This is a genomic window from Paraburkholderia sp. BGA-UO-ETr-F12, from assembly GCF_059567945.1.
In genome coordinates, this window is the sequence record NZ_JCAQOZ010000066.1 from 283331 (window position 1) to 304307 (window position 20977).

Below are 20977 nucleotides of genomic sequence, written 5' to 3' on the forward strand. Positions count from 1 at the left end.
TTATCCGCGTTTCCCTCAGTACTCCCGCACAGGCACGTTGGCCGGCCGCGAGTTGTAGCCCGGTAAATGCAGACCACCATCCACATGCAGCGTCTCGCCGGTGATGAAGCGCGACATCTCCGACGAGAGAAACACCGCTGCCGGCCCGATATCTTCTTCCGGATCGCCGCAACGGCCAAGCGGACGCGCCGCGGCCGAACGTTCGGCAAAACCCGGATTCTCTTCGGCCAGCTTGAAGAAAGTCGCGCCCATCGCGGTCGGCGCGATCGCGTTCACGGTGATATTGAAGCGCCCCCACTCTGAAGCCGCACTGCGCGTCAAACCGACGATGCCCGACTTGGCGGTATTGTAATCGGCATGCAGCCACGCGCCGGTCTCGGTGTCGATCGAATAGAAATTGACGATGCGGCCCCAACGGCGCTCGCGCATATGCGGCATCACCGCGCGCATCGCCCACCAGGTGGCCCACAGTGACGAGGTCAGGGTTTGCTGCAACATCTCGTCGGTCTTGTCTTCGAACAGCACGTTGGGCGTGGGAATAAAGGCGTTGTTGACCAGAATGTCGATGCTGCCGAAGTGCGCGACCGTGCGCTGCACGGCTGCTTCGATCGAGGCTTTGCTCGTCACGTCGGTCTTCACGAACAGTGCACGGGCGCCCATCGCCGTGATTTCGCGCTCGACCTGCGAACCTGTTTTCTCGTCGATCTCGGCAATCACCACGGCCGCGCCTTCCCGTGCGAATGCCCGCGCGACGCCGCGGCCGATGCCACCGCCGGCGCCCGTGACGAGCCCCACTTTCTCCTTAAGCAATGCCATGCCGACGCCTCTTGTTTATTGAACACAATTTGCGATATCGTACACTTTAAGAATAAGAGTGTCAGTATTTTGCAGGCCGTAATCGTCCGTCATTGCTGTTTTTTTACGCTGTTTCGAGGGTTTCTTCATGTTCAGGCGCCGCATCGTGATCCGCAGTCGCATCGGGACGTCACAGCGCGTGACGCGCGCGGCGCTCGAAGACGACTTTCATCACTTCCGCGTCGAAGTCGCCAGCACGCACGCACAGGTGATCTCCGTCGAGGCCGCCGCGCCGCGCCGCCCCTATACGTTATGCGCGCAAGCCGCCGGGCAATTGCAGGCGCTGGTCGGCATGGCGCTCACGCGAACCGCCCACGAAGTCACGCGCGTAACGGACGCCAGCGAGCAATGCACCCATCTGTTCGAACTCTCCGGGCTGGCGATCGCCGCGGCGGCGCGCGGCACGCTGCGACGTCAATACGACATCGAGGTGCCGATGCGGCTAAACGATCGCACTCATTCGACGCTCGCGCGTGACGGTGTCCCGTTACTCGAATGGCATGTGCTGGGTACGGTGATTCAGGGCCCGCCGCCGTATGCGGGCATCGATCTGTATCACGGCATGGCGCGCTGGGCGCTGACGACGCTATCGGGCGAAGAGGCCGAAGCTGCGCTGGTGCTCAGACGTGCGACGGGCATCGCCAAAGGGCGCGGCATGAATCTCGACGCTCAGGTGCATGCGCGTCCCAACGGTAACTGCTTTGCCCAGCAACCCGTACGAGCCGAACAGGCGATTCGCATCGTCGGCTCGACTCTGGACTTCGCCACGCGCCCCACCGACCTGTGCGCGGACGACGAGGCGTGGCTAGCCTTCGACGAATGAGCCACAGGGAAACGCGGGCATAAAAAAGCCCCCGGAAATCGGGGGCAACTTCCTTGGCTCGCGAAGCCACCAGAAACCATAAACAGCCGCAGCGGCTATAGAAAGATCGCCAGATTCGGTGTACCCAGCACGGCCTGATCGAGAATGATCTCGCGGCGCGCCAGCTTGAACGTTTCGCCGCTGCGGCGCAGCACATCGTGGCGCTCGCCGCTGATCAGATCCAGATCATCGAAGTTAAAACGGCTGCGCGTCACCAGCAGATTGCTGCACACCACATATTCGCCGGCCGCATCGCCCTCATACACCAGCACGTTGGTCACGAGCCGCCGCGTGCGCGACGGCGGGTCTTCAGCCCACGCGCTCTTGGTGCCCGTGAGACGCATGATGCGGCCCATGATCGAGCGATAGTTGTCGTGAAAGTGCTGCATTGTACGAATGACCGACGACTCGTGCTGCGCGTACGGCCGTGTCTGCCGCAGCGGCGCCGCGTAGACGAGATCCGTGGCGAGCGTCGCGCCCCATTCTTCCAGACGAATCTCGTCGAGCAGCACCGCCTCGTCGTACAGGAACTCGACCACTGCGTTATATACGGCCGAACCGACCGGCACGCGGGCGCGCTGCGGCACTGCGCTACGGTCTACGGCTTCTTTTACTTCGCTCATCACACTGTCTCCTTGAATGGCGTTGATTGGCACGCGGCGCTCAGCTTTCCGCGGTCATCAGTTCGCGCCAGTGCAGCCACCAATGCCATTGCGTATCGTCCTTCGTGAAGCCTTCGTTGACGATGCCCGGACCCGGCCAGCCCGCCGGCGCGCCGGTTTCGTAGATCGCCTGGTACTTGAGCGTCTGCTTCTTGCCCTGCGCGCCCTTGGCGGCGAGCGTCATATGCGGCCATGTATCGGAGTCGTCCTGCTCGACCATGCCGGACGTGCCGAACAGCTGGATGGTCTGCTTGAGCATCTGCTCGCGCACCTCGGGCGGGCAGTCCTTCTCCGCGAAGATCCAGTTGACGAACTCGAGCTTGTCCGGTCCGCGCGGAATGTAGGCATGCAGCGTGATCGAGCCGATCACCGAGCCGTCGGCCTGCGGAATATAGAGGAAACCGAACAGCACGTTCGGGAACATGCCGCCCACTTGAGGCGGCATCGAGGTCTGCACCTGCAATTGGCCTTCGTTCAGATTGCGCTTGAGCTGGCTGACCATTTCCTTCGTCATTCCCGCGGGCGGCAGGACGTCGAGCTTCTGCTCGACCGTCAACTGATCCGGGTCCAGCCCGGTGAGACGGCGAATTTTGCGGCCGAGGTCGATGCAGCGCAGCGCGTGGCCATGCGGCGAACTGATTTCAACGCCATACATTTCCGGGCTCAGATCACCGCCCTTTTCATCTTTCTTCGAATATGCGCCCACTTCGCCGAGCCAGCGGTGCAAGGTCAACGTGTGATAACCGTCGCCAGACGACTGTTCGCCCGCCGCCTTCCAGTTGGCGCGCACGATGAAGCGCTGGGGCGGCCCGAGCACTTCGATGCCCTTGTCGCTGCGCTTGAACAGCATGTCGTAATACCACTTCGCATCGCCAAGGAATTCCTCGAACGACGGGCCGTTCAGATTCCAGGTCGCGAAGATCAGGCCGCCGTACAGCGTCATGCGCGCCTTTTTCAGCGATAGCTCGTCTTTGCTGCGAATCTTGCCGTGCATGCATTCTTTCTCGACCGGCGCGCCGAGGAACTGGCCGTTCGGACGAAACGCCCAGCCGTGGTAAATGCAGGTGTGGATTTGCGTGTTGCCGGCGTCCAGCGTGGAGACACGCATGCCGCGATGCGAACACACGTTCAGCATGACGTGAATCTCGCCAGTCTTGTCGCGCGTGACCAGCACCGAGTCCGACCCCATGTCGCGAACCATGAAGTCGCCGGAATTCGGAATTTCGCTTTCATGGCCGAGCAGCAGCCATGTCTTGCCGAAAATCCGCTCCATCTCGAGTTCATACAGTTCGGGGTCCGAGAGGGTGCGCATCTGCACTTCCCGCGTTTCGACGTTCACCAGATCAGCGACCTTGGTGCCGTCCGCCAGTGTGGGACTGGTCTGCGTCAACATGCTTGTCTCCTTGACTTACCCTTCGTGGGGTTGAATTGTTAATATAAACACTTTTATCATCTGTGTACATATTTTGAGTTTTGATCCGGATAATCCCCTAGGGGTGCGAAGCGGGCATGTTCATGTCTGCCCGCGCCCCGGGTCCTCGTTACGAGTCTGCCAACCATGTCTTCAGGTTCAGGAAGCGGTCCAGCCCTTCGGCACACGCGCCCTGTCGATCTTTGCCAGATCGCAGATCGCGTCGGCAATGCCCGAAAAATCGATGCGGCCGTACTCGCTGGCACGCGCGAGGCTGAACGACTCGAACACGGCCGCCGCCACTGGCATCGGCACCTTCGCTGCGTGCGCGGCGCCAAGCACCAGCGCCATGTCCTTGTGCGCGAGATCGATCGTGAAGCCCGGCGTGGTGTCGCCCGCGAGTACCTTGTTCGGGAAGTTCATCCGCAGCTGGCCATTGCTCGCCGAGGTGCCGTAGAGCACCTGCAGCGTCCTGGTGATGTCGAGGCCGAAGCGCTGCGACAGCGCAAGCGCCTCCGCATTCACCTGACACAGCGTGACGGCGACGTAGTTGTTGACCAGTTTGGTACGCCCACCCGTGCCGACGGCGCCGCAGTGATAGACCGTGGTGCCCATCGCATCGAGGAGCGGTTTGACGCGGGCGAAATCCGCGTCGCTCGCCCCGACCATGAAGAGCGATTCCCCGCGGTCCGCATGCTCGGCGAGACGGCCAACCGGTGCGTCCACCACCGAGAGACCGTGCTCGCGCGCGCGCGCTTCGAGCCGGTCAGTGGCAAGCGGATCGATCGTGCTCATATCGAGCAGCACGCTGCCGCGCGCGGCGTTGGCGAAGATGCCGTCTTCGCCCAGTGCAACCTGCTCCACTTCCACCGAACTCGGCAGCATCGTCACGACGATCGGGCAATCGCGCGCGATCTGTGCGACGCTTTCGCCGGCGCGCGCACCCAGTTCCACCAGTTCCGCCACGGCCGCGCGGTTCAAATCCATCACGACCAATTCGAAACCTCGCTTGCGCAGATTGGCCGCCATCGGCTTGCCCATACGGCCGAGGCCGATAAATCCGATCTTTTCCATCACTCAGGTCCTGTTGTCGTCCATCGTTATCAAGGAGGGCCGGCCGGTTCAGTAGCCGACGTAGGCCGTTTTGCTGTTCGTGTAGAAGTCCACCGCGTAGGTGCCCTGCTCACGCTGGCCGTAGCTCGATGCCCTGGTGCCTCCAAACGGCACGTGATAGTCGAGGCCCGCAGTCGGCAGGTTGATCATCGCGAGTCCACTTTTGACGTGCTGGCGGAAGTGATTCGCATACTTGTGCGAGCTCGTGCAGATGCCCGCCGAGAGGCCGTACTCGGTGTCGTTGGCGAGCGCCAGCGCTTCGTCGTAATCGGCCGCGCGGATGACCGTCGCGAACGGGCCAAAGACTTCCTCGCGATTGATGCGCATGCCGTTGGACGTGGCGGTCATCAGCGCGGGCTGCATGAAGAAGCCGGGTGTGCCGGACTGAAACGCCTGGCCGCCTTCGACCAGTTCCGCGCCTTCGTCGCGTCCGGTCTGGATATAGCCTTGCACCATGTCCAGTTGACGCTGGTTGATGAGCGGGCCGATGTCCGTGCCGGCCGCCAATGCGTGGCCGATTTTCAGCGAACGCATGCGTTTGCGCAGCGCATCGACGAAACGGTCGTGGATCGCCTCGGTCACGATCAGGCGGCTCGATGCGGTGCAACGCTGTCCCGCCGAAAAGAACGAACCGTTGAGCGCGCATTCCACCGCAACGCCCAGGTCCGCATCGTCCAGAACGACGAGGGGATTCTTGCCGCCCATTTCCAGCTGAACGCGCACCATGTTGGCGATCGCGCTCTGCGCGAGCCGCCGGCCGGTGCGCACGCTGCCCGTGAAACTCAGGGCGTCGACGCCTTCGACCAGCGCCTCGCCGGCATCCGCGCCACGTCCGTTGATCAGGTTTGCGACGCCGGCCGGCAGACCATTGCGCTCCAGCACGCGAAACAGCTCCCACGCGACCCCTGGCGTTTCTTCCGAAGGCTTGAGCACAGCGGTGTTGCCGAATGCGAGCGCCGGCGCGAGTTTCCACGCCGCAATCGCGATCGGGAAATTCCACGGCGTAATCAGCGCCACCACACCGACCGGATCGCGACTGATCTGCACGTTGATGTTGGGACGCACCGACGGCAGGTTCTCGCCGCCATAACGCACCGCTTCGCCGGCAAAGAACTGAAAGATCTGACTGGCGCGCAATACCTCGCCGACGCCTTCCGCGCGCGTCTTGCCTGCTTCGCGCGAGACCAGCTCACCGATTTCCTCCTTGCGGGCAGCGAGTTCGATCGAGGTCTTCAGCAAAAGATCGCTGCGCACCTGAGTCGTCGTGGCGCTCCACGCAGGTTGCGCCGCGCGTGCCGCGCTGACCGCCTCGCGCATTTGCGCCGCATCCGCGAGTGCGTAATGCCCGATGCTTTCACGCGTATCCGACGGATTGATGCTCTCGATCGAACTCGATCCTTCGCGCCATTGTCCGCCGATGAGGTTAGGCTTCACTGTCATGTGGCTTGTCTCCGATATGCGCAGCGTTCGCGTAAACGCTCGGCTGAACGCGATGGTGTTTTGGCAGGGAGTCATCTTAGAATTGCGTGCAATTCGTTGTCGAATGACAAAAACTGATCGCCGTATTACGCACTGACATGCGTGTTGGTCGATTGCAGGCAGCATGTGTTTGAACTACCGGACTTGTCATGGATATCCGCCAGATCCGCACTTTCCTTGCGATCGCCGACACAGGCAGTGCGACACGCGCCGCTGAATTGCTGCATATCGTGCAACCCGCGGTGTCGCGGCAATTGAAGTTGCTCGAGGACGACGTGGGTGCGCCGCTATTCGAGCGGGATCGCCGCGGCATGCAACTGACCGAGGCCGGTCAGATCCTTCTCGATCGCGCGCGGCGAGCCTTGCGCGAATTGGAATCGGCGCAGCAGGAGATCCGGCCGACACCTGGACTCGTGTCCGGCACCGTAAGTTTAGGTCTGCTGCCCAGTAGCTGCGAGTTGCTGACCGGCCCGTTAGTGGGCGCCTTGCAGCGGGCGTTTCCGCAGATACGGGTGTCGCTTTCCGTGGGCTATACCGATCATTTGCTGGGCTGGCTCGAAAGTGGCGAAATCGATGCGGCGCTGCTGTACGACCCGGCAGCTTCGCCGGCGCTGGATGTCAAGCCACTGGTCGAAGAATCGCTGAGCCTTGTCGGGTTGGCGTCGATTGGCCTGAGCGACGACTATCCGGTTACCGTAGCTGCACTCGGAGAAGCGCCGCTGGTTCTGCCGAGTGCGCCGCATCGGTTGCGGAGTCTGGTCGAACACGCCTGCGCGGCAGCCGGAGTCGGGATTACCTTTGCGGCCGGGACCAATGCTTTGAGTGTGCAGAAAGCGCTCGTTGCGCAGGGATACGGCGCGACGGTGATGCCTCGTGTAGCGGTTCAGCAGGAGATCGAGCGTGGGGTGTTCAGCGCCGCGCGGATCGACGCGGAAGCCTTTTTAAGGCGGATTTATCTGGCCATTCCGACGACGAGACGATCCTCCACAGCGGTTAGATGCGCCACCACCGTACTACAGAACTGCGTGAGAGAGATTGCTTGTAGCGGCGAGTGGCAGGGCGCGCATTGGATCGGGCCCTGCCATACCCGGGACTGATCGAAGCATCAACTTTTGTGATTCGACATGCCGCCGACGCGGCTCCTAGAATCCCTTAGCCGCGGATGCGCCGCGAGGAGACACGACACCGTACGCGCGCATCCGCGTTATCCGCCCTTTGGCAAAGAGAACTCCAATGACCTCACTCGCCGATCAACTGGCCACCTGCAACACTCCTGGTCTTTTCGATGTCCTGCGCATCCACGGCCTGCCCGTCCACGAATTGCCACGCGACATCAAAGGTCTTGCACCCGGGATGAAGCTTGCCGGCCCCGTATTTACCGTTACCGGCCGCTCCGACCCGACCATCGCGGTCAGCGAATCGCTCGAACTCTTCATTTCCAGGGTGCTGTCGGGTGCGCCGCGCGACCACGTGGTGGTGTGCCAGCCGCATGACCATGCGCGCTCGGCGATGGGCGATCTCGCCGCCGAGGCGCTCAAGCAGCGCGGCATCCGCGGCTATTACATCGACGGCGGTTCGCGAGACGCGGACGAAATCGAAGCCATCGGCTTTCCGGTTTTCGCCCGCTACACCAGCCCGATCGACATCGTCGGCAGTTGGCGTCTGGAAGCCACCGACGTGCCGGTAGTCATCGGCGGCGTCACGGTGTCGCCGGGCGATTACCTCCTCGGCGATCGCGACGGCACGCTGCTAATCGAGCGCGAACACGCGGAGTTCGTCATTACCGAAACGGTCAAGACGATGAGCACGGATTCACGCATGCGTACGGCCATCCGCGGCGGCCGCGATCCGTATGACGCCTTCCTCGAGTTCGGCAAGCTGTAGAGCACCCCCAGGACACCTCATGAAAATCGCCCGCTATCAATTGCATGATGCCGTTCACTATGGTGTGCTGGAAGGCGAGCATCTGGAGCGCCTGAGCGGTTCGCCCTTCGACGGCATCGCGCCGGCCGGCCAGATTGATGCGCTCGCCGATGCGATGCTCCTGTGCCCTCTGCCCGCCCCGCGATTGTTCGCGGTAGGCATGAACTACGTCGGCCACATCGCCGAGGCCGGTGCAAAGACGCCCGAGATTCCGCAGTTCTTCATGATGCCGAGCACGGCTGCGATCGGGCCGAATGAAACAATCGTGCGGCCACGCGAGGCGCAAGTGGTTCATCACGAGGCTGAGCTCGCCATCGTAATCGGCAAGAAGGGCCGGCGCATCGATATCGCCCATGCGCTCGACTACGTGTTCGGCTACACCTGCGCGAACGACGTCAGCGAGCGCGTGATCCAGAACCGCGAAATGGGCTACGGCTGTTTGCTGGTCGGCAAGGCATTCGATACCTTTTGCCCACTTGGACCCGTCATCGCCACGGGACTCGACGCCGGCAATCTGCGCGTGCAGTCGAGCGTCAACGGCAAGAAGCGGCAGGACGGCAACACTTCGGACCTGCTCTTCTCCGTGCCCTTCATCGTGTCCTATCTGAGTCAGGCGGTCACCCTGCTGCCCGGCGACGTGATTCTCACGGGCACGCCCTCCGGCGTCGGCCCGCTCAATGGCGGCGACGTCTGCGAGATCGTCATCGAAGGCATCGGCACGCTGAGCAATCCGGTCGTCGACGAAGCCGCCTGAGCAGGTTCACCGCGCGCCCTCTTTCGAAACAGGAATCGACATGCAACGCTACGTGCATTACATCGACGGCCGTGATACACCGCCGCAAAACCAACGCTGGTTCGAATCGCACAACCCCTACACCGGCGACGCATGGGCGGAAATCGCCGAAGGTTCCGCCGCCGACGCCGACCTTGCCGTGCAGGCCGCGCACCGCGCCTTCACGAGCGGCGCATGGCCGCAATTGACGGCGACGCAGCGCGGCGCGCTGTTGCGCCGGTTGGGCGACCTGATCGCGCGCGACGCGCAAAAGCTTGCCGCCACCGAAGTGCGCGACAACGGCAAGCTGCTCGCCGAAATGGCCGGGCAACTGAACTACATCCCGCAGTGGTTCTACTACTTCGGCGGTCTTGCGGACAAGATCGAAGGCAGCGTGATTCCGCTCGATAAAAAGGGCTTCTTCAACTTCACGCGCCATGAACCGCTCGGCGTGGTCGCAGCGATTACGCCGTGGAACTCGCCGTTATTGCTCACGGCATGGAAGATCGCGCCGGCGCTCGCAGCCGGCTGCACGGTCGTGATCAAACCGTCGGAATTCACCTCGGCGTCCACGCTGGAGTTTGTCAGACTGTTCGCCGAGGCCGGCTTTCCGCCCGGCGTCGTCAATGTCGTGACCGGTTTCGGACGCGACGTGGGGGCGGCGCTCGTCGAACATCCGCTGGTGCGCAAAATCACCTTCACCGGCGCGGACAGCACCGGCCGCGCGATCAATGAAACCGCCGCGCGCCACTTCAAGCACGTGAGTCTGGAGCTGGGCGGCAAGTCGCCGAACATCGTGTTCGCCGATGCGAATCTCGACGACGCGGTCAACGGCGCCGTCGCCGGCATCTTCGCCGCGACCGGGCAAACCTGCATCGCCGGGTCACGGCTGCTGCTGCAGGACACGATCTACGACACCTTCGTCGAACGACTATTGAATCTCGCCCGCACGGCGCGCATGGGCGATCCGATGTCGATGGATACGCAGGTCGGCCCGATCACCACGCGCCCGCAATACGACAAGGTGTTGCGTTACATCGACACTGCGCAGAGCGAGGGCGCAACGCTCCTGCTCGGCGGCACGGCCGGCACGCGGCCCGAATGCGGACGCGGCTGGTTCGTCGAACCGACTATCTTTGGCGACGTCGATAACAGCATGCGCATCGCCCAGGAAGAGGTGTTCGGTCCGGTGCTGTCGATCATTTGCTTCCGCGACGAAGACGACGCGCTGCGCATTGCCAACGACGTGCGCTTCGGACTCGGCTCGGGAGTCTGGACCTCGGACATCGGCCGCGCGTTTCGCGTGTCGGAGCGGTTGCAAGCCGGCACGGTCTGGGTCAATGCCTATCGTGCGGTCAGTTTCATGTCGCCCTTCGGCGGCTACAAAGACTCGGGACTGGGGCGTGAAAACGGCGCCCAGGCGATCCACGAGTACCTGCAAACCAAGAGCGTGTGGATCAACACCGGTGCGGGCAGCGCCAATCCGTTCGTGATGCGCTGAAGGCGCGAGGCCTTGTGCCCGTCCATGCCAAAAGCTGATATCACCAGCAACCTTTGTTATTGGCGTGGCACCCGCCTCTCGCCCTAGCATAGCGCTACACATTCACGGATTGACGAGGAGACATGAGTACAACCGAGTCGCCAGTACTGAACTGGCAGGAGAGCATTTTCTCCATTCTGAAGCGCGGCGACGTGCGCCAGGTCGCCTACGTGCCGGATGCCGGCCACGCGCACGTGATCCGCCGCGTCCAGCAGGACCCGCAGATGCGCGACATCGTGCTCACCACCGAAGAGGAAGGCGTCGCGCTCACGAGTGGCGCGTGGCTCGGCGGCCAGCGCGCGGTGCTGCTGATGCAGAGCAGCGGCGTCGGCAATTGCGTGAACATGTTCTCGCTGTTGCAAAGTTGCCGCTTCCCGTTTCTGACGCTCGTGACGATGCGCGGCGAGTACGCCGAGTTCAACCCGTGGCAATGCCCGATGGGCCAGGCGACCCAGGCGGCGCTCGAATTGATGGGAATCACCGTATTGCGCGCTTCGACACCTGACGAAGTCGATGACATGGTGTCCGCCGGACTCGACGCCGCCTTCGAAGGCGGTCAGCAGGTCGCCGTGCTGCTGTCGCAGCGCCTCATCGGACGCAAACAGTGGGAACGCAAATGAACACCTCATCTTCCGCCTCGATCGATCGCCGCGAGTTTGTCGCCCGCCTGCTCGCGCTATGCCCGAACGCACTGGTGGTCACGGGTCTCGGTTCGCCGACCTACGACGTCTTTGCTTCCGGCGACTCGGACCGCTACTTCTATCTCTGGGGCGCAATGGGCGGCTCGACCTCGATCGCGTTGGGCCTCGCACTCGCGCAACCCGATCGCCCCGTGCTGGCGATTACCGGTGACGGCGAGCAGTTGATGGGCGTCGGCAGCCTCGCGACCGCCGGCGCACAGCAGCCGCCCAATCTGTCCGTGGTCGTACTGGACAACGGCCATTTCGGTGAGACAGGCATGCAGCGCAGCCATAGCAGTCTTGGGACCAGGCTCGCGCAGGTGGCTCGCGCATGCGGCATCGAGCAGGCTGCGGAAATTCACTCGCTCGACGACGTCGAGGCGCTAGCCGGGCGGATCAACGCGCGAGCGGGTCTGAACTTCGCGCAGGTGCATGTCAAAGCGGACGAGTTGCCACGTGCGTTGCCGTCGCGCGATGGCGTCTTCGTGAAAAATCGCTTCCGTCAGGCGCTCGGCTTCGCTTTGCTGTGATCAGGCTATGAAACCGTCCACGACGACTCCGCTTTCCGCTGAACTCGAGGCGCAGTACAACATGCGTCTGCTGCGCCCCGATTTCGAAGCGAACCTGCTGCAAGCATGGCTGTCGCGTTCGGCCGCGTTCCGCCGCTCGCCTCGCGCGCAACTAAATGTCGTATACGGTCCGGGGCCGCGGGATCGTCTGGACTACTTTCCTGCAGCGTCCGCCGACGCACCGCTGCTGATTTTCTTTCACGGCGGCTTCTGGCAGCGCGGCGACAAGTCGGTCTATAGCTTCGTGGCCGAGCCGTTCGTGGCCGAAGGCATATCGGTCGTGCTGGTGAACTACACGTTGTGTCCGGCCGTGTCAGTCGACGAAATCGTCGCGCAGTCGCAACGGGCGCTTGCATGGCTGTGGCGTCATGCGGGCGAACTCGGCTGCTCGCGCGAGCGCTGGTTCGTCAGTGGCCATTCGGCGGGCGGCCACCTCGCGTCGCGAATGATAGCGACGCATTGGGATGCGCTCGGCGACGATCTGCCGAAGCAGATGCTCAGCGGCGCGATCCTGATCTCGGCACTGTTCGACCTGGAACCGCTGTGCGAAACCTCGATCAACGAAGGCTTGCAACTCGATCGTGAGCAGGCGCGCGCCGTGAGTGCATTACGACATCCGCCCGCGACCGACGCGCCGCAATTGATCGCCGTGGGCGGCGTCGAGACGCCGGCGTTTCATCAGCAGGCTCGCGCTTACGAAACGGCATTCGGAAAGGCCAAGCGGTTCATGCCGTATTACCGTATCGACGACTGCGACCATTTCGACGTGTTGCAGGCCTTCGCGGATCAGACCCATCCGTTCTTCGTGCGCTGCCGCGATTTCGTCCAGATGCGATAACGCTAGCGCGGCATGCGGAGTGCGAAGTGCGGCGTGCAAGCGCGGATGCGAACGTCACGCAGCGCGCCTGCTCCCGCTTCAGCTTTCGCGAAGCCCGCTCAATCCACCATCCCCAGCAGCGCACGAATATCACGTCCCGGTTCGGCGTCCGATCCATACGAGAAGTCGCCGCGCGCCTGCCGCTGCACCAGTTGATCCATCAGGAAACGGTAGCGCGTTCCCGGTGCATCGAAACGCGAATGCAGATCGAGGCGCTCGTCCGGATCGAAATAGCGCTCGTTCTGCGGCCGGATCACCGAGTTGTCCTGCGGCTGGATCACGAACGCGATGCGGGGCATCACATAACGCAGTGGAATGGGTGCGGCGGTCGTATTGAAGGTGACGTCGCAGCGCGAGCGATGGCGGCCCACCGGCACGAACGGCTGCAGGTTCGGCACATCGTAGCCGGGCCTGAAGCGCGGATAGGAAATGCACACGTTGCTGCGCAAATGCACGTGCAGCACCGCACGGAAATCCTGGTACTTCGCGCGTACGCCGCCGACCCAGCGCATGATCGGCGCCACCGACTTCTGCGTGACGATGCGGGTGCGCGTGACCGTCTCCGAGGTCCATTCCGTTTCGACTATGTCGGACTCAGAGGTGCCGTCGCCGATCGTATTCGCGTGCAGAAAATCGGCATGCGTGAGGTCGATCAGATTCTCGATTGAAAGCGCCGAAGTCGAATCGAAGCGCACCGTGCGTTGCGTGTAACCGGGCAAGCTGCCGTCGAGCGGCAGAAAAGGAATGTGCGGCAGCAATTTCTCGTCGGCGTTATCCGGATTGCCGTACCACGACCAGATATAGCCATAGCGTTCCACCACCGGATAGAAACCCGAGCCGCCGGTGAACGCACTAGCCTGCGCACGGCGCTGTTCGAGCTGCTCAGGACGAAACTCGGCGGCGAGTGGCTTACCTGCGTGGTCGCGCCAAAGAAAATAGGGCTGCGAATGGACGATGCGACGAATCGGCTTCTCCGTCACGTCGCGGCTATGCGAGACCGGAAACCAGGTGTCGCGCAGATCGTAGTTGAGCGGGGTCCAGTCGCGGCGCGCCGATCTGGACGACGTGGCGGCCGCGGAGGCCGCGGCATTGGCCGTATCGGCGGCGAGCGTTTCAGTGACGGCATTCATCTTGTGATGCTCCTTGTCGAAATGGAAAGCAGCTCAGGCGGCCTCGCTCAGCGGCGCACACCGCGCGGCGCGTGCCGCGGCCAGATCACGCGACGGCGCCACCAGCAACGCAGCCAGCGCGGCGCCGTCGATCATTGAATGGATCCGGAACGGCGCGCGTGCGCGAGCCCGGGCGAGATGCCAGCGAAGCGGCGCGCCGGCCACCCGCGTGTCGTGTCTGAAGCCTCGCCAGCACAGGCTGGTGGTGCCGCGCCGATTGGCGCTGGAGGCGATGGACACGCTCACGAGCGGCGCCTCGTCCGCATCGAGCAGATCGACACGGATCGTGCCGCCCTCGAGCGGTACCGCCGTGCGCACAATCAGCGGATGATCGATCACGAAAGCCGGCGGCAGCATCCGTGTCCTCCATACCGCACCGCGATCGACCACGAGACGCCCTGCTTCCAGGCGTGGATCGCCGAGGAAGAAATCGGTCATGCGTACGCTGCCGAATTCGAGCAGGCATTCGGGACCGTCGAGCATCGCCGCGAGATATTCATCGTGGGCGATATTGGCCACCGCCGCGCCACTGAACTCGCTGCCCCGCGGTTGATAGTCCGCGCCCGGCAGCGGCGCGTCGTCGGGGCTGCCCTCGCCTAACCACACGTGCACGAAGCCATGGCTTTCGGCAACCCGGTAGGCACGCGCACCGTAACGCGACGGCACGCGCTCGTCCTCACGCAGATTCGGAATCGTCGTGCACATGCCGGTCGTACCATTGAAGGTCCAGCCGTGGTAACCGCATTGCAGCCCCTTCGGCGTGACCGTCCCCAGTGCAAGCGGCACGCGCCGATGCGGACACCGATCCTCCAGCGCGCAAAGTTCGCCCGTCGCATTGCGAAACAGCACCAGCGCCTCGCCATTGCACACGGCCGCGAGCGGCTTCTCGCTGTTCACCGATTCGCGAAGGGCCGCCGCCCACCAGTTGCCTGTCGTCATACGCATGTCTCCGTCTTTTTATCGAGTGTCGCCGGCGCGGCGCAACAGCGCATCGCACCGGCTCGCGTTGCAGCCTTCCTTGCGTGTTGCGCTTTTCCCTGCGCCAGCGCTTCAGGCAGCGACCTGCTCGCTGACGTCAAGCTTCAGCAGCTTGATGGCGTTGCCGCTGCGGATTTTCTCGCGATCCGTTTCGGAGAGCCCGAGGCCTTCGGTCAGATCGCCGTGCTCATACGCGCCGCCGAAATTCGTGCCGTACAACAGGTTGTCCACCCCTACCACCTCCACCACGCCGCGCCGCAAACCGGTCGCGTGCACATCGAGGTCGAAATAGAAGTTCGGCAGATAGTCCATCACCGGACGCTTGTTGCGCGAATCCGGCGCCATCACGCGATTGAGATCGTTCAGGCGTCCAAGCTGGAAAATCGCCATGCCGCCCGCATGCGTGATGTAGGTCTTCAAGCCAGGAAACGTGTCCAATGCGCCGCCGTTGATCAAATTCCAGAAAAACAGCGTTTCGTCGAAGCAGTCGCCGACGATCGAGGTGGTCTCGAACCTGTCGTCGGTATGCTTTTCGCCCCAGTAGATAGACTGGTTGAAGCCGTGCACCATGATCGGCGCATCGAGCTTTTCGAGTTGTTCCCACACCGGAAACAGTTCTTCGCTATACGCTTCGAGACCATTGAAATTGGCGCCGCCCACGCATACCCCCCTGGCGCCGAGTTGCGTCACCGCGCGCTCGATTTCGCGTGCGGCCTCGGCCGGATTGGCGAGGTTCGCATGCGCCCAGAACGCGAAATGCTCCGGGTCCTTGGCGCAGAACGCCGAGAGTTCGTCGTTACAGATACGCGCGTATTCGTCGCCGAATTCGCCGGCCCAGTACATGAACGCATGCGACGGCGTGGACAGCACCAGCTTGTCGACCCCGCGCTCGGTCATCAGCTTGCGGCGCGCTTCGTGAGTCATGCGTGCGAGCAGATTCGCCTCGGCTTCGTCGTCGTCGCGCGCTTTTGACGGTTGCGTCGTGCCGAGCGAAAAATGACCCACGGTCAGGCCTTTGGTCTTCATGAATGGGCCCCAGAATTCATGACGCTTGAGCATCGCAGGGGTGAAAAGATGGGCGTGGACGTCGATCAGCATGGGTCGTTCTCCTGGTATGGCGGGGGATGGCTGGGTAGGGCCGCTTATGGCCGCTTATGGCCGTTCATTGACGCCGTCGCTGCGCGCATATCATGCGGGCCGCGGCGCGAGGTTCAAAATGCGCGCACGACACGTCAGCGCGGCGCGCTCTGCCTGATTAATTCAATCTGTCCGCTCCACTGCTGCCGGCATGCGGCCCATGAAACCTGCCGCGCGCTGATGAAACTGGCCACTGCCGGTGGCGCCCGCCACCGTCACGCCGGAATCGATGACCAGCGTGTGCGCGGTGACATGGCGCGCATCGTCGCTTGCCAGGTAGACGAGCGCTGCCGCGATTTCCTCCGGCATCAGCGGCGTACCGAGCGGCGATGCCGCAGCCGCCGCGCCGAGCGCCGCTTCGAGACTGCCGCGGCCCTGCACGATCATGTTAGTGACGGTTGTACCCGGCGCTACCGCGTTGACGCGCACGCCGTGAGGCGCGAGTTCCGAGGCCGCTGATCGCGTGAGGCCTATTACGCCGTGTTTGGCCGTGGTGTACGCATGCGGCCCGAGGCCGCCGATCACGCCGGCAGTACTCGCCACCGAGAGAATGCAGCCGCTCTTTTGCCGCACCATCGCCCGAGCGGCGTGCTTGATGCCGTAAAACACGCTATCGAGCAGCACAGCAAGCGTGGCGTGCCAGGCGATGGCGTCAGTATCGAGGATCGAGCCGAACGCGCCCACCAGTCCCGCGTTGTTCACCATGCAGTCGAGCCGGCCATGCCGTTGCACTGCATGCTCGACCGCCTGAGCGACCTGTGCTTCAACGCTCACGTCGGTGCGCACGAACGATGCGTTCGCCAGTTCGCGCGCCAGAGAAGCGCCACCGTCAGCGTCGATATCGGCCAGCACGAGCGTGGCGCCCTCCGCCGACATGCGCCGGGCCGCCGCCGCGCCGATGCCGCTGGCGGCGCCGGTAATCAGCGCGACCTGACCTTGCAGACGTTCAGTCATTGGGTGCCCGCGCTCAAGGGATCATCAGACCGCCGTCTACCGCCAGCGTCTGTCCGGTGATGAAGTTCGCGCCGTCGCTGACGAGAAAGAGCAGCACCGGCGCCATCGCCGTGTCCGGGTCGCCAAGCCGCCCGCCGAGCGGTATCTGCTGCGCCATGAAAGCGTCGTGCGCGGCGAGTTGCTCGGCATCCAGCCGGGCGCGGAATTTTTCGTACATCGGGGTCCACATGGCGGGCGCCAATGCATTGACCGTGATGCGATACTTGCCCCACTCCTTGGCCGCCGTGCGAGTCCAGCCAAGCACCGCCGCCTTGGCCGCGGAATAGTGCGCGAGACCCGGCACGCCCATCACGCCCGCCGCCGACGCGAAATTGACAATGTGCCCGCCACGTTCTTTCAGATGTACGAAGGCGGCCTGATTGGTGTTGAGCGTGCCGCGCGCGTTGACGTCGAACATCAGGTCCCAATCTTCCTGGGTGATCGATTCCGCTGGCGATTTGCGCTCAACGCCGGCGATATTCACCAGCGCATCGAGGCCGCCGATGCGCTCCACCGCCGCGCTGAAAGCGTCGTCGACCTGTGCGCGCTGGCTCACGTCGCAGCGGAAATAATGCGCGACGCCCGGCCCCTTTGCGGATGCCTCTGCGGCAACGTTGCGGCCCGCCTCGTCGTTCAGATCGAGTGCCGCCACTTTCGCCCCCGCCGCGACCAGGGCCTTGACCGCGCTCGCGCCGATGCCGCTCGCCGAGCCCGTCACGATCACGCGTTTGTTCTGGATATCCATGCCTGACTCCGTGTTCCGGTTCTGTTCGTATCGAATGCGCTATGCGCTGCGCCGCCGGGAGTGCCGTGCGTCACGCCAGTTGCACAATCAGTTCTTTGGCCTGCCCGAGCAGGCGCACAGCCGACGCATGATGCCTGCTGCCCAATTCCGCCGATGACTTGCCCGCGCACGAGCGCGCATAACTGCCCTCCAGCAGAATGCCGAGCTTGAAGCGCGCGAGCACGACATACCAATCGATCGCGCCCAGGTCACGATCGCTGCGCTCGCGGTAGTAATCGACCAGTTCGGCGGCGCTCGGGAATCCGCGCCACGGCGTGACACGTATCGTTCCCGCGCCTTGACCCTCGGCATTCGGCCAAGTCGCCACCAGCCAGCCGAGATCGAGCAAAGGATCGCCGACCGTGGCCAGTTCCCAGTCGATGATCGCCGCGAGTTCGGCCGAGTCGTTGCAAAACATCACGTTAGCCAGATGAAAATCGCCATGCAGAATGCCGGTACGTGACGGCGCGGGGCGATTCGCTTCCAGCCACTGCGCGACCTCGACGACGCCCGGCAATGAGGCCGGACCGGGCCAGCCCGCATGCACCTGGTAATGCTCGAGCTGACCGCGCCAACGCGCGACCTGCCGTTCAAGGAAGCCCTGCGGTTTACCGAAGTCGCCAAGTCCAACCGCCAATGGATCGACTTCGCCGAGCCTCAGCAGCGCATCCACCATCGAGTAACCCATGCGTTGCTGCGCTTGCGGCTGCGCATGAAAATCCGGTAATGCCGCGGCAGAAGCGTTGAAGCCCTCCACCGGCGCCATCAGATAAAACGGTGCGCCGAGCACGGCGTCGTCGGTGCAGGATCCGAACAGCGCCGGATGCGGCACCGCGGTGCCTGCCAATGCCCCCAGGACGCGCGCCTCGCGCGCGATGGTCGCGCACACTTCCGGCCGTGCGTGCAAGGGCGGCCGGCGCAGGACGAATTCACGCGCGCCGCGTCTGAAGCGCAACAGGATGTTTTGCGTGCCGCCCGTGAGAGGCCGCGCGTCGACAATCGGTCCGCTTTCGAGTGACTGCTCATCCATCCATTGCGTGAGCCGTTCGAGGTCCACGGCCGCTTGCCAGCCGGAATTCGTCATCACATGCTCCTGTGAGCGGGTTAGCCAAGCGCCGCGCGGAATTTGCGCTCGGCTGCCGCGGCCGCGGTCGGCCGATGGTACGCGGGGAACAGGTCGGCGCACGGCGCATAGTCACGCAGCAACTGTTTGGCGACGGTAACCTTGTGCACCTCGGTCGGACCGTCGGCGAGACCCATCTGGAAGGCGCGCGAGATCATGCCGGCGAACGGCATTTCGGAAGAAGCGCCGATCGAACCATGCACATGCAGCGCGCGCGCCGCGATGTCGTGCAGCACCTTTGGCATAGCGGCCTTTACCGCGGCGATGTCCTTGCGCACCTTCTGGTAGTCCTGATAGCGATCGATGCGCCACGCAGTGCGCATCACGAGCAAGCGGAACTGCTCCAGTTCGAGCCACGAGTCCGCGATCTTTTCCTGCACCATCTGCTTGTCGGCGAGCGAGGTGCCCTGCGTGTGGCGTGACAGCGCGCGCTCGCACAGCGCGTCGAGCGCTTTCTGCGCCAGCCCGATGGTGCGCATCGCGTGATGCACACGGCCGCCGCCGAGCCGTACCTGGGCGACCACGAAGGCCTCGCCGGGCGCGCCGAGCATGTGGTCGGCCGGCACCCGCACCTGATCGAAGGCAAGATACGCATGCGTCGCTTCGGGTTCGTCGGCCATCCCGACATTGCGCAGAATGCTCAAGCCCGGTGTACCCGCCGGCACGATGAACATCGACATGCCCTTGTAGGCGGAAACGTCGGGATCGGTGATCGCCATCACGATGAAAAAGTCCGCGAACCGCGCGTTCGAAGCAAACCATTTCTGCCCGCTGATCACCCAGTCGTTACCGTCGCGCGCCGCACGGGTCGTGAAAACCTTCGGGTCGGCGCCGCCTTGCGGCTCGGTCATCGCGAAACAGGAGACGATATCGCCCGCCAGCAAAGGCGCGAGATAACGCGCCTTCTGCGCTTGCGTGCCGTAATGCGCGAGGATTTCCGCATTGCCCGAATCGGGCGCCTGGCAGCCGAATACGATCGGCGCGAACAGCGCGCGGCCCAGAATCTCGTTGATCAGCGCGAGCTTGACCTGGCCATAGCCCGGGCCGCCGAGTTCGGGACCGAGGTGGCACGCCCACAGCTTGCGGTCCTTCACCTGCTGCTGCAGCGGCCTCACGAGAATCTGGAACTTCGGGTCGTGGATATTCCACGGGCTGCCCAATACATGTTCGAGCGGTTCGACTTCGTCGCGCACGAACTGCTCGATCCAGTCGAGTTCGGCCTGAAAGTCAGGATCGGTTTCAAAGTCCCAGGACATGCGATTCCTCTTCGAGGTGAGCGTGCGGATAAGCGTCAGGCGAGCAACATGCCGCCGTCGAGCAGCAAGGTCTGGCCGAGCATGTACGCGGACAACGGCGACGCCAGAAACAGTGCGCCACCGGCCATGTCCGCGGGCGTGCCGAGGCGGCCGAGCGGAATGCGCCGCAGCGCGCCTTCGAGGCGCTTCGGATCGGCGGTCGTCACGCGCGTGAGCTTGGTTTCCACGAGCCCAGGCGCGATCCCGTTCACGCGGATGCCGTCGCGTGCCCACGCCTCACCTAGCGTGCGAGTCAGACCGAAGGCGCCGGTTTTCGACGCGTTGTATGCGGGGTTGCCGCGCGTCGAATGAAACGCCGCAGCCGAGCTGACGATGATCATCGCGCCGCGCGCCGCCTTCAACGGTTCGAAGCAACGGTCCGCACAGGTCATCAGGCTGGTGAGGTTGATGTCGAGCACCTTTTTGAAGCCTGCCGTCTTGAACTCCTGACGGTCGTATAGGACCGTACCTTGTGCCTGCACCAGCACGTCGAGACGATCGAACGGCAATTCGCAGCGTTCGATATTGGCCGACTCCGAGACGTCCACCTGGGTGTAATGCAGCCCCGTCAGATTCGAATCGATCGAATCGGCGTAGTCGGATATCGAAGCGCGCGTGCCCCACACATGCACGGTCGCGCCACGTTGCAGAAACGCCTGGGCAATACCGTTCCCGATACCGCTCGAGCCGCCCACCACCAGCACGTTCTTGCCGGTGAAATCCAGTTCGTTCATTGTCCTTGTCTCCGTGGCGCT

21 protein-coding genes are annotated in these 20977 nt (G+C 63.4%); 8 read left to right on the plus strand and 13 right to left on the minus strand.

Going from position 1 to position 20977, the window contains the following annotated elements:
- Nucleotides 1-15: 15 nt before the first annotated feature.
- Nucleotides 16-816, minus strand: coding sequence for an SDR family NAD(P)-dependent oxidoreductase (locus AC57B6_RS34845; RefSeq protein WP_030102783.1), 801 nt, complete (start codon nucleotides 814-816; stop codon nucleotides 16-18).
- A gap of 145 nt (nucleotides 817-961) precedes the next feature.
- On the opposite strand from AC57B6_RS34845, the gene AC57B6_RS34850 reads away from it, so the two are divergent.
- Nucleotides 962-1678 carry a DUF2889 domain-containing protein gene (locus AC57B6_RS34850; protein ID WP_496423036.1) on the plus strand — a complete coding sequence of 239 codons (717 nt, stop codon included), beginning with the start codon at nucleotides 962-964 and terminating at the stop codon, nucleotides 1676-1678.
- A gap of 95 nt (nucleotides 1679-1773) precedes the next feature.
- Here the strand turns inward: AC57B6_RS34850 and AC57B6_RS34855 are convergent, their stop codons facing one another.
- The 4 genes from AC57B6_RS34855 to AC57B6_RS34870 form a co-directional block, all read right to left on the minus strand.
- Nucleotides 1774-2340 (minus strand): 3-phenylpropionate/cinnamic acid dioxygenase subunit beta, encoded by a 567-nt coding sequence (locus AC57B6_RS34855; RefSeq protein WP_106355048.1) that lies wholly within the window; start codon nucleotides 2338-2340, stop codon nucleotides 1774-1776.
- A gap of 40 nt (nucleotides 2341-2380) precedes the next feature.
- Nucleotides 2381-3772 (minus strand): aromatic ring-hydroxylating dioxygenase subunit alpha, encoded by a 1392-nt coding sequence (locus AC57B6_RS34860; protein WP_028198098.1) that lies wholly within the window; start codon nucleotides 3770-3772, stop codon nucleotides 2381-2383.
- Nucleotides 3773-3949: 177 nt separating this feature from the next.
- Entirely contained in the window at nucleotides 3950-4864 is a 915-nt protein-coding gene (locus AC57B6_RS34865; RefSeq protein WP_051743540.1) for an NAD(P)-dependent oxidoreductase, read from the minus strand.
- Between the two features lie 48 nt (nucleotides 4865-4912).
- A complete protein-coding gene (locus tag AC57B6_RS34870; RefSeq protein ID WP_030102779.1) occupies nucleotides 4913-6343 on the minus strand; it encodes an aldehyde dehydrogenase family protein in 1431 nt (476 codons plus the stop codon).
- Nucleotides 6344-6531: 188 nt separating this feature from the next.
- On the opposite strand from AC57B6_RS34870, the gene AC57B6_RS34875 reads away from it, so the two are divergent.
- From AC57B6_RS34875 to AC57B6_RS34905, 7 genes are all read left to right on the plus strand, one after another.
- Nucleotides 6532-7479, plus strand: a complete 948-nt coding sequence (locus tag AC57B6_RS34875; protein ID WP_030102778.1) for a LysR family transcriptional regulator — start codon at nucleotides 6532-6534, stop codon at nucleotides 7477-7479.
- A 136-nt stretch (nucleotides 7480-7615) separates the two neighbouring features.
- Nucleotides 7616-8266 (plus strand): RraA family protein, encoded by a 651-nt coding sequence (locus AC57B6_RS34880; protein ID WP_030102777.1) that lies wholly within the window; start codon nucleotides 7616-7618, stop codon nucleotides 8264-8266.
- A 19-nt stretch (nucleotides 8267-8285) separates the two neighbouring features.
- Nucleotides 8286-9059, plus strand: coding sequence for a fumarylacetoacetate hydrolase family protein (locus AC57B6_RS34885; protein WP_178369871.1), 774 nt, complete (start codon nucleotides 8286-8288; stop codon nucleotides 9057-9059).
- 40 nt (nucleotides 9060-9099) lie between these two features.
- Nucleotides 9100-10578 carry an aldehyde dehydrogenase gene (locus AC57B6_RS34890; protein WP_496423037.1) on the plus strand — a complete coding sequence of 493 codons (1479 nt, stop codon included), beginning with the start codon at nucleotides 9100-9102 and terminating at the stop codon, nucleotides 10576-10578.
- 122 nt (nucleotides 10579-10700) lie between these two features.
- Nucleotides 10701-11237 carry a thiamine pyrophosphate-binding protein gene (locus AC57B6_RS34895; protein WP_030102774.1) on the plus strand — a complete coding sequence of 179 codons (537 nt, stop codon included), beginning with the start codon at nucleotides 10701-10703 and terminating at the stop codon, nucleotides 11235-11237.
- On the plus strand, nucleotides 11234-11827 hold the full coding sequence (locus AC57B6_RS34900; protein WP_030102773.1) for a thiamine pyrophosphate-dependent enzyme: 594 nt from the start codon (nucleotides 11234-11236) through the stop codon (nucleotides 11825-11827). Before AC57B6_RS34895 ends, AC57B6_RS34900 begins: the two co-directional genes overlap by 4 nt.
- A 7-nt stretch (nucleotides 11828-11834) precedes the next feature.
- The gene (locus AC57B6_RS34905; RefSeq protein WP_496423038.1) at nucleotides 11835-12704 is read left to right on the plus strand and encodes an alpha/beta hydrolase; all 870 of its coding nucleotides are present in this window, start codon (nucleotides 11835-11837) and stop codon (nucleotides 12702-12704) included.
- A 98-nt stretch (nucleotides 12705-12802) separates the two neighbouring features.
- Here the strand turns inward: AC57B6_RS34905 and AC57B6_RS34910 are convergent, their stop codons facing one another.
- The 8 genes from AC57B6_RS34910 to AC57B6_RS34945 all read right to left on the minus strand — a co-directional run bounded on the left by AC57B6_RS34910 (nucleotide 12803) and on the right by AC57B6_RS34945 (nucleotide 20956).
- The gene (locus tag AC57B6_RS34910) at nucleotides 12803-13873 is read right to left on the minus strand and encodes an oxygenase (RefSeq protein WP_496423039.1); all 1071 of its coding nucleotides are present in this window, start codon (nucleotides 13871-13873) and stop codon (nucleotides 12803-12805) included.
- 33 nt (nucleotides 13874-13906) lie between these two features.
- Entirely contained in the window at nucleotides 13907-14851 is a 945-nt protein-coding gene (locus AC57B6_RS34915; RefSeq protein WP_051743539.1) for a Rieske 2Fe-2S domain-containing protein, read from the minus strand.
- A 111-nt stretch (nucleotides 14852-14962) separates the two neighbouring features.
- Nucleotides 14963-15988, minus strand: coding sequence for an amidohydrolase family protein (locus AC57B6_RS34920; RefSeq protein WP_106355064.1), 1026 nt, complete (start codon nucleotides 15986-15988; stop codon nucleotides 14963-14965).
- Between the two features lie 162 nt (nucleotides 15989-16150).
- Nucleotides 16151-16981 carry an SDR family oxidoreductase gene (locus tag AC57B6_RS34925; RefSeq protein ID WP_496423040.1) on the minus strand — a complete coding sequence of 277 codons (831 nt, stop codon included), beginning with the start codon at nucleotides 16979-16981 and terminating at the stop codon, nucleotides 16151-16153.
- A gap of 13 nt (nucleotides 16982-16994) precedes the next feature.
- Nucleotides 16995-17765: an SDR family NAD(P)-dependent oxidoreductase gene (locus AC57B6_RS34930; RefSeq protein ID WP_474632786.1), complete on the minus strand. Its 771-nt coding sequence runs from the start codon at nucleotides 17763-17765 to the stop codon at nucleotides 16995-16997.
- A 70-nt stretch (nucleotides 17766-17835) separates the two neighbouring features.
- Nucleotides 17836-18888 carry a phosphotransferase family protein gene (locus AC57B6_RS34935; protein ID WP_030102766.1) on the minus strand — a complete coding sequence of 351 codons (1053 nt, stop codon included), beginning with the start codon at nucleotides 18886-18888 and terminating at the stop codon, nucleotides 17836-17838.
- Nucleotides 18889-18908: 20 nt separating this feature from the next.
- Nucleotides 18909-20183 (minus strand): acyl-CoA dehydrogenase family protein, encoded by a 1275-nt coding sequence (locus AC57B6_RS34940; protein ID WP_028198083.1) that lies wholly within the window; start codon nucleotides 20181-20183, stop codon nucleotides 18909-18911.
- A 35-nt stretch (nucleotides 20184-20218) separates the two neighbouring features.
- The gene (locus tag AC57B6_RS34945) at nucleotides 20219-20956 is read right to left on the minus strand and encodes an SDR family NAD(P)-dependent oxidoreductase (RefSeq protein WP_046569668.1); all 738 of its coding nucleotides are present in this window, start codon (nucleotides 20954-20956) and stop codon (nucleotides 20219-20221) included.
- Nucleotides 20957-20977 lie beyond the last annotated feature (21 nt).

Coding starts and splice junctions, on each gene's coding strand:
- AC57B6_RS34845 (WP_030102783.1), bottom strand. CDS start 816: ATGGCATTGCTTAAGGAGAAAGTGGGGCTCGTCACGGGCGCCGGCGGT.
- AC57B6_RS34855 (WP_106355048.1), bottom strand. CDS start 2,340: ATGAGCGAAGTAAAAGAAGCCGTAGACCGTAGCGCAGTGCCGCAGCGC.
- AC57B6_RS34860 (WP_028198098.1), bottom strand. CDS start 3,772: ATGTTGACGCAGACCAGTCCCACACTGGCGGACGGCACCAAGGTCGCT.
- AC57B6_RS34865 (WP_051743540.1), bottom strand. CDS start 4,864: ATGGAAAAGATCGGATTTATCGGCCTCGGCCGTATGGGCAAGCCGATG.
- AC57B6_RS34870 (WP_030102779.1), bottom strand. CDS start 6,343: ATGACAGTGAAGCCTAACCTCATCGGCGGACAATGGCGCGAAGGATCG.
- AC57B6_RS34875 (WP_030102778.1), top strand. CDS start 6,532: ATGGATATCCGCCAGATCCGCACTTTCCTTGCGATCGCCGACACAGGC.
- AC57B6_RS34880 (WP_030102777.1), top strand. CDS start 7,616: ATGACCTCACTCGCCGATCAACTGGCCACCTGCAACACTCCTGGTCTT.
- AC57B6_RS34885 (WP_178369871.1), top strand. CDS start 8,286: ATGAAAATCGCCCGCTATCAATTGCATGATGCCGTTCACTATGGTGTG.
- AC57B6_RS34890 (WP_496423037.1), top strand. CDS start 9,100: ATGCAACGCTACGTGCATTACATCGACGGCCGTGATACACCGCCGCAA.
- AC57B6_RS34895 (WP_030102774.1), top strand. CDS start 10,701: ATGAGTACAACCGAGTCGCCAGTACTGAACTGGCAGGAGAGCATTTTC.
- AC57B6_RS34900 (WP_030102773.1), top strand. CDS start 11,234: ATGAACACCTCATCTTCCGCCTCGATCGATCGCCGCGAGTTTGTCGCC.
- AC57B6_RS34905 (WP_496423038.1), top strand. CDS start 11,835: ATGAAACCGTCCACGACGACTCCGCTTTCCGCTGAACTCGAGGCGCAG.
- AC57B6_RS34910 (WP_496423039.1), bottom strand. CDS start 13,873: ATGAATGCCGTCACTGAAACGCTCGCCGCCGATACGGCCAATGCCGCG.
- AC57B6_RS34915 (WP_051743539.1), bottom strand. CDS start 14,851: ATGACGACAGGCAACTGGTGGGCGGCGGCCCTTCGCGAATCGGTGAAC.
- AC57B6_RS34920 (WP_106355064.1), bottom strand. CDS start 15,988: ATGCTGATCGACGTCCACGCCCATCTTTTCACCCCTGCGATGCTCAAG.
- AC57B6_RS34925 (WP_496423040.1), bottom strand. CDS start 16,981: ATGACTGAACGTCTGCAAGGTCAGGTCGCGCTGATTACCGGCGCCGCC.
- AC57B6_RS34930 (WP_474632786.1), bottom strand. CDS start 17,765: ATGGATATCCAGAACAAACGCGTGATCGTGACGGGCTCGGCGAGCGGC.
- AC57B6_RS34935 (WP_030102766.1), bottom strand. CDS start 18,888: ATGACGAATTCCGGCTGGCAAGCGGCCGTGGACCTCGAACGGCTCACG.
- AC57B6_RS34940 (WP_028198083.1), bottom strand. CDS start 20,183: ATGTCCTGGGACTTTGAAACCGATCCTGACTTTCAGGCCGAACTCGAC.
- AC57B6_RS34945 (WP_046569668.1), bottom strand. CDS start 20,956: ATGAACGAACTGGATTTCACCGGCAAGAACGTGCTGGTGGTGGGCGGC.